Annotated in this window: 9 protein-coding genes and 1 tRNA gene; 2 read left to right on the plus strand and 8 right to left on the minus strand. The window is 69.0% G+C overall.

Annotation, left to right across the window (positions count from 1 at the left end):
- Positions 1–79: 79 nt before the first annotated feature.
- From CSQ85_RS04095 to CSQ85_RS04120, 6 genes are all read right to left on the minus strand, one after another.
- Positions 80–871, minus strand: coding sequence for an isoprenyl transferase (locus CSQ85_RS04095; RefSeq protein WP_043165158.1), 792 nt, complete (start codon positions 869–871; stop codon positions 80–82).
- Positions 872–876: 5 nt separating this feature from the next.
- Positions 877–1,608 carry a DNA repair protein RecO gene (gene recO, locus CSQ85_RS04100; protein ID WP_150382950.1) on the minus strand — a complete coding sequence of 244 codons (732 nt, stop codon included), beginning with the start codon at positions 1,606–1,608 and terminating at the stop codon, positions 877–879.
- 60 nt (positions 1,609–1,668) lie between these two features.
- Positions 1,669–3,387, minus strand: a complete 1,719-nt coding sequence (locus tag CSQ85_RS04105; protein ID WP_150383057.1) for an alpha/beta hydrolase family protein — start codon at positions 3,385–3,387, stop codon at positions 1,669–1,671.
- 103 nt (positions 3,388–3,490) lie between these two features.
- Complete coding sequence (gene ispG / locus CSQ85_RS04110; RefSeq protein WP_150382951.1) at positions 3,491–4,726, minus strand: flavodoxin-dependent (E)-4-hydroxy-3-methylbut-2-enyl-diphosphate synthase; 1,236 nt, start codon at positions 4,724–4,726, stop codon at positions 3,491–3,493.
- Positions 4,726–5,907, minus strand: a complete 1,182-nt coding sequence (gene dxr / locus CSQ85_RS04115) for a 1-deoxy-D-xylulose-5-phosphate reductoisomerase (RefSeq protein WP_150383058.1) — start codon at positions 5,905–5,907, stop codon at positions 4,726–4,728. Before dxr ends, ispG begins: the two co-directional genes overlap by 1 nt.
- Positions 5,908–5,917: 10 nt before the next feature.
- On the minus strand, positions 5,918–7,690 hold the full coding sequence (locus CSQ85_RS04120) for a DivIVA domain-containing protein (protein ID WP_150382952.1): 1,773 nt from the start codon (positions 7,688–7,690) through the stop codon (positions 5,918–5,920).
- 172 nt (positions 7,691–7,862) lie between these two features.
- Here CSQ85_RS04120 and CSQ85_RS04125 point away from each other — a divergent pair.
- Positions 7,863–7,936, plus strand: a tRNA-Val gene (locus CSQ85_RS04125).
- A gap of 76 nt (positions 7,937–8,012) precedes the next feature.
- On the opposite strand, the gene CSQ85_RS04130 is transcribed toward CSQ85_RS04125, so the two are convergent.
- Positions 8,013–8,429 carry a DUF3052 domain-containing protein gene (locus CSQ85_RS04130; protein WP_043165149.1) on the minus strand — a complete coding sequence of 139 codons (417 nt, stop codon included), beginning with the start codon at positions 8,427–8,429 and terminating at the stop codon, positions 8,013–8,015.
- A gap of 93 nt (positions 8,430–8,522) precedes the next feature.
- Positions 8,523–9,539: a PDZ domain-containing protein gene (locus tag CSQ85_RS04135; protein WP_395956248.1), complete on the minus strand. Its 1,017-nt coding sequence runs from the start codon at positions 9,537–9,539 to the stop codon at positions 8,523–8,525.
- 107 nt (positions 9,540–9,646) lie between these two features.
- On the opposite strand from CSQ85_RS04135, the gene CSQ85_RS04140 reads away from it, so the two are divergent.
- Positions 9,647–11,452, plus strand: coding sequence for a zinc-dependent metalloprotease (locus CSQ85_RS04140; RefSeq protein ID WP_150382954.1), 1,806 nt, complete (start codon positions 9,647–9,649; stop codon positions 11,450–11,452).
- Positions 11,453–11,654: the final 202 nt, after the last annotated feature.

Raw genomic sequence — 11,654 nt, forward strand, 5'->3', positions numbered from 1 at the left:
AGCGATATGAATGGCGGCAGATTCCCTCAGGGATCCTGCCGCCATTCGTCATCTTGATCTCGCCGCGCTACTTCTTGACCTACTTCTTGACGCCGCCGAAACGGCGGTCGCGGTGGATGTAGTGGTCGATCGAGCGCCACAGCACCTCGCGGCCGCAGTCGGGGAACAGTTCGGGCACGAAGTCGAGCTCGGCGTAGGCGGCCTCCCACGGCAGGAAGTTCGACGTGCGCTGCTCGCCGGACGTGCGGATCACGAGGTCGCAGTCCGGGATGTCCGGGTTGTACAGGTGGTCGGCGATCATCTTCTCGGTGACGCGGTCGCCGGAGATGCGGCCGTCGCGCACCTCGCGCGCGATCGCGGCGCAGGCGTCGGCGATCTCGGCGCGCCCGCCGTAGTTGATGCAGAACACCACGTCGATCACCTTGTTGTGCTTGGTGCGCTCCATCGCGACCTCAAGCTCGTCGATGACCGACTTCCACAGCTTCGGACGGCGTCCGGACCAGCGCACGCGCACGCCCCAGTCGTCCATCTGCGCGACGCGGCGGTGGATGATCTCACGCGAGAATCCCATGAGGAAACGCACCTCCTGCGGACTGCGCTTCCAGTTCTCGGTCGAGAACGTGTACAGGCTCAGGTAGCGCACGCCGGCCTCGATCGCGCCGGCGATGGTGTCGAACACGACCGGCTCGGCCGCCTGATGGCCGTTCGTGCGGATCATGCCGCGCTGCTTGGCCCAGCGCCCGTTGCCGTCCATGATGACGCCCACATGGCGCGGCACCTTGTCCTTGGGGAAATCGGGGATGCGCGACGGGTCCGAGAAGGGGGCGGCGGGGATGTCCAGCGAAGTGTAGTCGACGTTTTCGAAAGCCATGACTGTCAATCTAGCAGTCGCATCGAACGTAGGGGGCGCTCGAGATAGTACTCGGCCCAATCCTCCACCAGATGTTCGGTTTCGGGCGTGAGGTCGACGCCGTCGAGCGCGCTCCAGTCGCCGTCGACGAGGGCGCGCAGCTGGGTGAGCGCCGCCGGTGAGAGACGGTGCGACTCGGGCGTGTGGTCCTTGCCGCACATGAGACCGCCGGCCGGCATCGACAGGTACATGCCGAGCCCGTCCGCCGCGGGCCTGCCGCCGCACACGACGCAGCTGTACAGGCGCGGCTCCCAGCCGGCGAGCGCGAGCGCGCGCATCACGTAGGACGCGGAGATCTGCGCCGGCACGTGCGCGTGTTTGGCGAGCGCGTTCAACGCCCCGATGAGCAGCCGGTACTGGCCGGTGACGCGCTCCTCCTCGGAGCTCACGAGCTTGTCGGCGGTCTCGACGATGACGTTCGCGGCCATGTAGGCGTCGTAGTCGGCGGTGATCGGCCCGGCGTACGCAGAGACGGATTCGGCCTGCGAGACGACATCGAGCGAATGGCCCTGCGCGATGAGCAGGTCGGCGCGCATGAACGGCTCGAGCCTCGCGCCAAAACGCGACTTGGTGCGTCGCACGCCCTTGGCGACGGCGCGCACCTTGCCGTGCGAGCGGGTGAGGATCGTGACGATGCGATCGGCCTCCCCCAGCTTCGCGGTGCGCAGCACCACCCCTTCATCCCTGTACAACGGCATGGGACCATAGTACGCACCCGTCCCCCATCGCTTGTTCCGTCAGCGGACGGCGGGCGCCTGTCAGTAGACGAACAGGCCCCAGAAGGCGAAGAAGAACAGGACGTGGAGCATCGCGGCGGCGGTGAGCCAGAACAGCACACGGCCGAAGCGCGTGGTCGCGAGCACCGGTTCGGCGCCGCTGACCACGCCGCGGATCGACCCCTCGCGCGGCGGCCAGGAGAGGATGCCGCGTTCGGAGGCGACCTCGATGAGCCGCGCGAAGACACGCGACCACGCCCACACGACCAGCGTGCACACGATCTGGATGACCGGCCAGCTCCACCACATCACGCCGGGCTCCTCGTCGGGGGCCGCGCCCCATGCGAGCCGGACGACGCCCATGACGACCTGTCCGAGACCGGAGACGAACAGCAGCAGCGTCGCCATCGTGGTGACGGCGAGCGTGACGAGGGCGCCGCCGAACCCGTTCCTGAACCCGAGCCCCGGATAACGCACCCCGCGGTTGGCCCGCCTGAGCCGAAACGCGAGATGGCGGCCCAGCGCGACCAGCCACGCGACGAGCGTCGCGACCAGCAGCAGGACCGTGCCCGCGTGCAGCACGGCGCCGTAGACGGTCAGGGCGCGCCGGGGCATGAGGTCGTCCGGCACGGCGATCGACTGGTAGATCTCGTCGCCGGCGACGCGCTCGCTGGTCTGGTGCAGCCCGGCGACCGTGCCCAGCGCCCATGAGGTCACGTCGTCGACGTACTGGTCGGCGAACTTCGTGCCGGTCTCGGCCTCGTCGCCGACGCGCAGCACATGGTTGGCGACCGGGTAGCTGCGCACGGTGACGTCCCAGTTGCCGGCACGGTGCGCTTCGACGAGGATGTGCCGCACGCCCTCGACCTGCGCGGTCATCACGTCCTTGGACCCGTAGGCGACGAGCGTGGGGACCCTGTAGGCGCTCGATTCGGGCAGGTCGAGATCGAAGTTGGTCAGACCGAAGAACGCGGTGTCGGCGTTGAACAGGCGTCGCACGATCGACTGGTAGCCGTCGTTGGCGCCGACGAGCGCGAAGTCCTGCGAGATGAAGAAGCCGAGCGAGCGGCGCGGGGTGAACACCATCGGGCTCAGGAGGATCTGGAACGCGATGTCCGGATCGTCGGCGAGCAGGTACTGGCTGATCCACGTCGACTCGCTGGTCGCGTAGATGCCGACCTTGGCGCCGTCCACGTCGTCGAAGCCGCGCAGCAAATCGATCGCGGCGTCGTACACGCGCGCGGAGGCCGGGTAGTCGCGCGTGATGTCGGTGGTGGACCAGACGGGCTTGTCGATGACGGCGGTGACGAAGCCCGCGGAGGCGAGCGTCTCGGCCACGTCGCCGAAGGAGTTGTAGGCGGTGCCGAAGCCGGCGCCGTGCATGAAGAGGACGCCGGGACGCCCGCCGGTCGCGCCGACCGGCTTGCGCACGAGCACGGTGACGGTCTGCGTCTCGTTGTCGCCGGAGCCGTGCACCTGCCATGTGGCGTCCGCGTCCGCGTCGACGGCGATGCGCCGGGCGTCACCGACCTGCGTGCCGTCGCGCGCGACGTCGATGGCGTAGGCCGTCTCCTCGACGCCGTACGTGCCCTCGCCGCCCGAGGCGAGGCCCTGCGGGTCGTCGAACGTGACGGCCGTGTCGTCGGTGAGGGTGGCGATGGTCTGGCCGGTGGGCTCGTTGTCCCACGGCACGGTGGTGAGGTTCGACACGCTGACAAGCAATCCGATGAGGATGATGAAGATCGGCAGGCTGACCGTCAGGCGACGCCACGACGACCACCGCGCGTCATCCTCCCGCCCGGCCGTACCGGCCGCATGCCCGACATGCCCGTCCGTGTGCACGAATCGTACCTTCCGCGCGGTATCAGCCGTTGCGGCGGTTGGGATGCTGGATCGGGACGACGACCGGGCCGGTGGAGCCGTCCGGCACCTTGCCTTCGGCCTCCATCTGCGCGGCCATGTCGTTTGCGATCTCGAGCAGCGTGTCGACGATCTGGTCCTCGGGCACGGTCTTGATGACCTTGCCCTTGATGAAGATCTGGCCCTTGCCGTTGCCGGAGGCGACGCCGAGGTCGGCCTCGCGCGCCTCGCCGGGGCCGTTGACGATGCAGCCCATGACGGCCACGCGGATCGGGGCGGTCACGTCCTTGAGCCCGTTGGTCACGGCGGAGGCGAGCTGGATCACGTCCACCTGCGCGCGACCGCAGCTCGGGCAGGAGATGATGTCGAACTTGCGGGGCCTCAGGCCCATGTATTCGAGCAGCTTGCAGCCGACCTTGACCTCCTCGACCGGCGGGGCGGAGAGGGACACACGGATCGTGTCGCCGATGCCCTCGGCGAGCAGCGCGCCGAACGCGAGGCACGACTTGATCGTGCCCTGCCATTGCGGCCCGGCCTCGGTGACGCCCAGATGCAGCGGCCAGTCGCCCTTCGAGGCGAGCAGGCGGTAGGTCTGGACCATCGTGATCACGTCGTGGTGCTTGACGGAGATCTTGAAGTCGTGGAAGCCGACGTCCTCGAACATGTGGGCCTCCTTCAGCGCGGAGGCGACGAGCGCCTCGGGCGTGGGCCCGCCGTACTTGGCGTACAGGTCCTTGTCGAGCGATCCGGCGTTGACGCCGATGCGCAGGGAGATGCCCGCGTCGGTCGCCGCCTTGCAGATGTCGGGTCCGACAGACTCGAATTTGCGGATGTTGCCGGGGTTGACGCGCACGGCCGCGCAGCCGGCGTCGATCGCCTGGAACACGTACTTCGACTGGAAGTGAATGTCGGCGATGACCGGGATCGGGGACTTCCTGCAGATCTCGGGCAGCGCGTCGGCGTCGTCCTGGCTCGGCACGGCCACGCGCACGATGTCGCATCCGGCGGCCGTCAGCTCGGCAATCTGCTGGAGCGTCGCCGGCACGTCCGCGGTGAGCGTGTTGGTCATCGACTGCACGGAGATCGGCGCCCCGCCGCCGACCGGCACCGGCCCGACCATGATGCGGCGGGACTTGCGGCGCGGGTGCAGCGGCGACTCGCTGGTGAGCGCGACCGGGTCGCCGGTCTTGCGGAACGGCTTGGACGCGGGTGATGTGGGAGTTGTGTTCAACGTATTCATCACTGCTTGTCTATCAGGTCGTCGGCCAGGCGACGGGCCTCACGCTCGAGCTGTTCCATTTCCTCCACGTCGCGGAACAGCGGGTCGCCGCGCAGCTCGGCGTCCATCTCGTCGAGCACGGCCTTGACCGTATCGACGATGCCGAGGTACGGCAGGCGATGGTCGAGGAAGGCGTGCACGGCCTGCTCGTTGGCGGCGTTGAGGACCGCGGTATGCTTCTCCGATGCGGCGAGGCAGTGGCGGGCGAGGGAGACGGCGGGGAACGCCTCGTCGTCGAGCGGCTCGAACGTCCATTCGGCGGCCTTGGTCCAGTCGCACGCGGCGGCCACGTTCGGCATGCGCGCCGGCGCGGACAGGCCCAGCGCGATGGGCAGGCGCATGTCCGGCGGGGACGCCTGGGCGATGGTGGCGCCGTCGACGAACTCGACCATCGAGTGGACGATGGACTGCGGGTGGACGGTCACGGCGATGCGCTCGGGCGGCACGTCGAACAGGCGGCTCGCCTCGATCACCTCGAGGCCCTTGTTCATCAAGGTGGACGAGTTGATGGTGACGACCGGTCCCATGTTCCATGTGGGGTGGTTCAACGCCTGTTCGGGCGTGATGCCGGTCATCTGCTCGCGCTTCATGCCGCGGAACGGGCCGCCGGAGGCGGTGACGATCAGGCGCGCGACCTCGGCGTGGGAGCCGGAGCGCAGCGACTGCCAGATCGCGGAATGCTCGGAGTCGACCGGGTTGATCTGGTCCTCGCGCACGCGGGCGCCGAACAGCAGGTGGCCGCCGGCGACGACGGACTCCTTGTTGGCGAGCGCGAGCTGGGAGCCGGCCTTCAGGGCCGCGATGGACGGCTCGAGGCCGATCGAGCCGGTGATGCCGTTCAGGACGACGGTCGCGCCGAAGCCGGCCATCGCGACGACCGCGTCGGGGCCGGCCTGGATTTGCGTGTAGCGCGCGCCGGCGCGGTCGAGCGCCTCGCGCAGCTCCTTGGCCTTGGACTTGTCGTAGACGGCGACCTGCGGGACGTGGAAGCGCGCCGCCTGCAGGGCGAGCAGGTCGATGTGGGAGCCGCCGGCCGCGAGGCCGACGACGGTGAAGCGTTCGGGGTGCCGGGAGATGACGTCAAGACCCTGGGTGCCGATCGAACCGGTCGACCCGAGGATGACGACGGTGTTGCTGTGGATCACAGGTGGGTCACTGTTCCTTCGTATCGCTCCTGACGTCCCCGGCGTCGTGCCCCGCGATGGACGGGAACGACAGGTCGGGGATGTCAAGGTCGTTGTTGTTGGCTGACAGCAGGGAGAACGGCGGCTTCGGCGGCTGGACGGGGGCCGGGGCTGCCGTGGGGGCTTGGGCCGGAGCCGAAGCCGGAGGCGTGTAGGTCGGGGCGGTGGAGGCCATGGACGGAGCCGGGGACGCCGCGGAGGTCGCGGGCGTTGCCGGGGTCACGGCGGGCATCGAGCTCAACGTGTTCGGCACGTCGAGGCTCGGCATGTGCGGCTCGAACGGGGCGGTGCCGGTCACCTTCGGGAACTCCTGCGACGCCTCGGCCATCTGCGCGAGCGCGTCCAGCGAGGACGTCGTGTACTTCTGGTCGGAGCCGTGGGAGGACGGGGCCGCGGCGGAATACGTCGGGGTCGCGGGCGGTGTCGCGAAGGACGGCGGCATCGCGGCGGACACGGCCGGAGTCGGGGTCGCAGACGGGGCCGGAGTCGGGAGGACGGACGGCGCGGCGTAGGACGGCGTAGGTGTGTAGGAGGGTGCCGGCGACACCGGGGTCGTCGGAGCCGCCGGGGACGCGGCCGGGAACTGCGCCGCGGGGGTCGAGGCCTGAGTCGAGGAGGAGGCGACGCGGGGCGCGGTCCGGGAGACCGGCTGCGTCGCGCTCGGGGCGGGGGTCGCGGCGTAGGCCGGGACGGCGGGCGACGCGGCCGGCCACGTCACCACCGGTTCAGAGGGCGCAAGAGCCGGAACCGGGGAGGACGTGGTGCGGGAGGCCGACGCGAAGAGGTCCTGCTCGGCCTGGCTCAGCGCATCGAAGCTCTCCCCCTTGGCGGCCGACGCGGACGGGGAGACCGACGCCGCCGGGGCGACCGGCGCGTAGCCGACCGGGGAGTCGTCGGACTCGGACGGGCGCTGGAACCGCGCGTCCGAGGAGAACAGCGGGGAGACCGGCGCGGCCGACACCGGCACGGACGCGGACGCGGTCGGCAGGGACGGCGCGTGATCCGCGGCCGGAGGCACGGAAGCCGCCGGCGACGCGTCATCCGTCACGATCGCCGCGGCGCGGGGCACGGAGCCGAGCGAGGCGGCCGAACCGTCCGCGTCGCCGTCGGCGGCGATGTAGTCGGCGAGTCGGTCGAACGATTCGATGCGGCTCAGCAGCTCCACGCAGGTGTTGAGGAAGTAGTCGACCTGACGCTCGTCGTAGCCTCGGCGGCCCTTGCGCTGGGTGAAGACGACGTCGGTGACGTAATCGGACGTGATCTTGTCGAGCTTGGCGGCGTCATCGGCGCTCGCGCCGTCGAGACCGAGCTCAGCCGCGCATTTGTCGACGATCTGCTCGCACAGTCGGTCGACCTGCTTGCGGTCGTAGGAGGGGGCGCGACCCTTGCCGTCGGCGAACCGGGCACGCTCCTCGCGGTCGACGTGGCCGGCGATCTCGCGGTACAGCTCCTCGGTGCGCGCCTTCCATGCCACGCGACCCTGATGGGAGATCTCCCATGTGGTCTGCTTGTCGACCACCGCGCGCTCGAGACGGGCGAGCGCCGCGTCGACCTGGGCGATGACGTACCCGCCCCTCGTCGGCGTGAAGGACACGTTCTGGATGTCCCGCTGGGTCAGCTGGGCGCCCTCGCTGTCATACAGCTTGTGCGCCTTCTCCAGAAACTCGTCCACCTGGGCGGGGTCATACCCCCACTTGCGCTTGCCTGCCCTGGGGATTCCGGCTTCGGATTGCTGCGCCATGGGCTTTCAACCTCCTCGAGGAACAAACGGTACTGTCTGCCACATTACGTGACCGAGGCGACTGACCGAGGCGACGCACGCGCCCGTTTTCCCCGTTCCCTGAGTCTTTCCCGCGTCTGCGACGGGGGGAATCCACATGTTGTGCCCGGGTCACGCTATGGTATTTTCCTGCGGGCGATTAGCTCAGTTGGTTAGAGCGCCACCTTTACACGGTGGATGTCGGGGGTCCGAGTCCCTCATCGCCCACACAGGCGAGGTATTCATGGCGAAGGCCCGGAACCGTGCACGGCATCATGCATGGTTCCGGGCCTTCATCATTCGATCACCTGCCCTTGCCGAAGGCGCGCAGCCGGATGCCGTTCCAGTCGGGGCTGACGGTCAGCGGGGTCGCCGCGTTCATGCCTGCGGTCTTGGCGGCGGACTGGACGGTCGAGGAGCTGGCGGCGCCGGGGCGGCCGGGCTTGGGGGTCAGCACCCACAGCGGGCCGTCGTTGCCGACGACCGCGTATGCGTCGACGATCGTGTCGGACAGCTCATCCTCGTCGTCGCCGTCCCTCCACCACAGAATCACGCCGTCCACGGCGGAATCGTAGTCCTCGTCGACGAGGTCCTCACCGGTCAGGTTCTCGATCTTCTCTCTGATCGAGTCGTCCACGTCATCATCCCACAGCCATTCCTGCACGATGTCGCCGGGCTTGAAGCCAAATTCCTCTGCGTTCTGTGATGCGGTTTCATTCACGAGAGTCAAGAATAGCAACACTTCGCGAACAGCCGCGTTAACACGCGATGAAATATGGACGGGACGCCCGGAGAGGCAGGGGGCGCGCCCCTGTCACCCGACGGACTTGGCGGACTGCTTCTCCACGGTGCAGTGCGGCAGGGAGTCGCCCTTGCCCTGCCCGATCGCGACGAGCGCGTCGTACGCGTCGTCGAGCGTGGCGACCTTCACGTCGCGCAGGCCGGAGGGGACGTGTCCGACGACCTCGTCGCAGTTGGACTCGGGGGCGAGGAACCATGTGGCGCCGTCGCGTTTCGCGCCGAGCATCTTGAGCCGGATCCCGCCGATCGCGCCGACTTTGCCCTTCTCATCGATCGTGCCGGTGCCGGCGATCGTCTTGCCGCCGGTCTCCTCGGCCTCGGTGAGCTTGTCGATGAGTCCCAGCGTGTACATCATGCCGGCGGACGGGCCGCCGATGTCATCGACGTGCATCTCGACCTTGAGCTTGGCGGCGTCCACTCCCCCGGCGACGTCCGGATTCGACTCGAGGAATCGTTCGGCGGCCTTGATCGCGTTCGACTGCGATCCGCTCATCTCCTTGTCGGTCTCCTTCTTGTACTCCTCGGTCGTCTGTCCGACCGGCACGACGGCCTCGCGCGGCATGACGACGCGGTCGGGCATGAGCCAGCCCCACAGGACCTCGGCGTTGGTGACCGGATAGCCGGGCACGCCGTTCGCGGAGACGGTGACGAGCAGCAGCTTGCCGGAGTCGCGATGCGTGTCGGCGCCGGAGACGCGGATCACCTGGTCGGTGTCGGAGGACTTGCCGGTCGTGCCGGACTCGCCGGACTTGCCGGAGCCGGAGACCGTGCCGAGCACGTCGCGGGTCGGGCCGGGCCATTCGACCGAGTACGCGCTCGGCAGGCACATCACCAGCACGCACAGCGCGACGGCGAGGAATCCGGCGAGGAAGCGGGGCGAACGGGACGTGAAGTACCGGCCGACCGCCTTCGGCAGGGCCGCGGGCGAGGGGACGCGGCGCGCGGGACGGCCGTCGACGGGACCGTCGGCGCGGCCGTCGGCGTTGCGGCGGGATGAGGGGAGCTTGCTCAGGAACGGCATACCGCGCATGATACCAGCGCTTGCTTTGCGCGGAAAACATACGATCGGCCCGCCTTAGGACGCCACGGCCCCTAGAATGGCAGGAAAAGACCGCGAGCGACCAAGAGGATCCGAATATGGACGAGAACGCAATTCACGAGTGGCTGATCAAGTGCTTCGGCCCGGTCCAGGGCGAGATGGCGTGGCAGCAGATCTCCCAGCTGCCCGAATCGATCCGCGAACAGCTGATGAGCCAGGATCCGAGCACACTGCCGAATCCGGCGGAGGTGCAGCAGATGATGGCCGCGTTCACGGCCGGCGGCCTCAACACGATGGGCGACATGCGCCAGGTCGTCGAGGACGGCCCGATCAACGTGAAACTCGCCAAGTCGTTGGCCCTGCAGCAGGCGAACGCCGGCGGTTCGCGCACGTCGGTGACGGCCGTCGAGGGCGCGAAGGTGCGTCGCGCGATGAGCGAGGCGAACCTGTGGCTCGACACCGCGTGCGAGTTCGATCCGGCGCCCGGCGAGCCGGGTGCGCTCACCCGCGCCGGATGGGTGGAGGACACGCTCGAGGCGTGGGCGAAGTTCGCGGCACCCGTGGCCGCGTCGATGGGCGACGCGCTGGCCTCGGTGGTCTCCGAGCGTCTCGGCGGCGCGATCGACGGCGAGATCGCCGGCATGTTCGCCGGCCCGGTGCCGATCCCGATCCCGGACGGGATGAAGGACCCGAAGCAGCTCATCAAGCTGCTCGGCAACACGTCGTTTGCGATGCAGCTGGGCAACGCGGCCGGCACGTTGAGCCGCGAGGTGCACGGCGGGTTCGATCAGGGCATCGCGCTGCTGTCCAACCCGGCGGGCGCGCTGGTCGCACAGAACGTCGAGGAGTACGCGAGGCAGCTCAACGGCGAGGGCACGGACGGGACGGACGCTGCGAATGCCACGAGCGCTGCGGGCAACCCGATCGGATTCACGTCGGCTTCGGCGGACTTCACCGGTGCGCCCGGTTCCGCCGTCCCCTCCGGTTCCGCCGTGTCCGAGGATTCCGACGCGCATCATCACCCGGCGTCCGACCCGCAGACCGAGGCGCTGTTCGCCGAGATCGTGCGCCCGGACGACCCGATCCCGGCCGACGAGGTCATGGCGTTCCTCGCGCTGCGCGAGGCGGCCCACGCACGCCTCTACTCCGCGGTGCCGTGGCTGATGCCGCGCTTCGAGGCGCTGATCGGCAAGTACGCGCGCGGCATCACCATCGATCTGGACGCGATGGAGGAGCAGCTGCGCGACGCGGGCGCGCTCGACGCCGACTCGATCTCCGGCGCGGTGAACCTGACGAAGGTCGCGATCCCGGACACGCCCGAACAACAGGAGGCGCTGCGCTCGATCGAATCGCTGCTCGCGATGGTCGAGGGATGGGTCGACTGCGTGGTGTGGCGCGCCGGCATGGCCCATCTGCCGCACATCGAGCAGCTACGTGAGATGATGCGCCGCGAGCGCGCGACCGGCGGCCCGGCGGAGCGCACCTTCGAAAGCCTGCTCGGACTGGAACTGCGCCCGAAGCGCATGCGCGAGGCCGCCGGCATGTGGGAGCTGATCACCTCGGCCGAGGGTGTCGAGGGACGCGACGCGAAGTGGTCGCACCCGGATCTGCTGCCGGTGCTGGCCGACGACCGTGGCGCGGCGGCGGGATCCGGTTCGGCGGGTTCCGCCTCGGGCACAGCCGGCTCCGGTTCGGCCGGATCCGCCTCGGGCACTGGCTCCGGCGCCACGGGTGCCGAAGGAACCTCAGGTTCCACCGAGACCGGCACGGGCGCCGACAACGGCTCCACGCAAGGCGACGGTTCTGCCGCTGGCACATCCGGCACCACCGATTGGGACGCCGAACTCTCCAAGCTCCTCGACGAGGAGAACGGCAAGGACGGCGACTCCTCCGACAACCAATAGGTCCCGGCCATCGGCCACACGTCACAACCCATCAGTCACACGCCACATGCCTTGCGGAACGTCCAACCGTCATACTCGACGTACGTTTCCCATGGGTTGACCAGACCAGCCCACGGGGAACGTACGTTCACCTTGTATAGGCGTACGTTCCCCGTGGCCTGACGAACGTTGTCCCCCGATTTCGTACGTCTACCGGTGGCAG

It is taken from the genome of Bifidobacterium rousetti (assembly GCF_008698235.1).
GTDB classification, from domain to species: Bacteria; Actinomycetota; Actinomycetes; order Actinomycetales; family Bifidobacteriaceae; genus Bifidobacterium; species Bifidobacterium rousetti.

What these genes read in the sequence shown, in the direction of transcription:
- CSQ85_RS04095 (WP_043165158.1), bottom strand. Translation starts at nt 871, where the DNA reads ATGGCTTTCGAAAACGTCGACTACACTTCGCTGGACATCCCCGCCGCC.
- recO (WP_150382950.1), bottom strand. Translation starts at nt 1,608, where the DNA reads ATGCCGTTGTACAGGGATGAAGGGGTGGTGCTGCGCACCGCGAAGCTG.
- ispG (WP_150382951.1), bottom strand. Translation starts at nt 4,726, where the DNA reads ATGAATACGTTGAACACAACTCCCACATCACCCGCGTCCAAGCCGTTC.
- CSQ85_RS04120 (WP_150382952.1), bottom strand. Translation starts at nt 7,690, where the DNA reads ATGGCGCAGCAATCCGAAGCCGGAATCCCCAGGGCAGGCAAGCGCAAG.
- CSQ85_RS04135 (WP_395956248.1), bottom strand. Translation starts at nt 9,539, where the DNA reads ATGCGCGGTATGCCGTTCCTGAGCAAGCTCCCCTCATCCCGCCGCAAC.
- CSQ85_RS04140 (WP_150382954.1), top strand. Translation starts at nt 9,647, where the DNA reads ATGGACGAGAACGCAATTCACGAGTGGCTGATCAAGTGCTTCGGCCCG.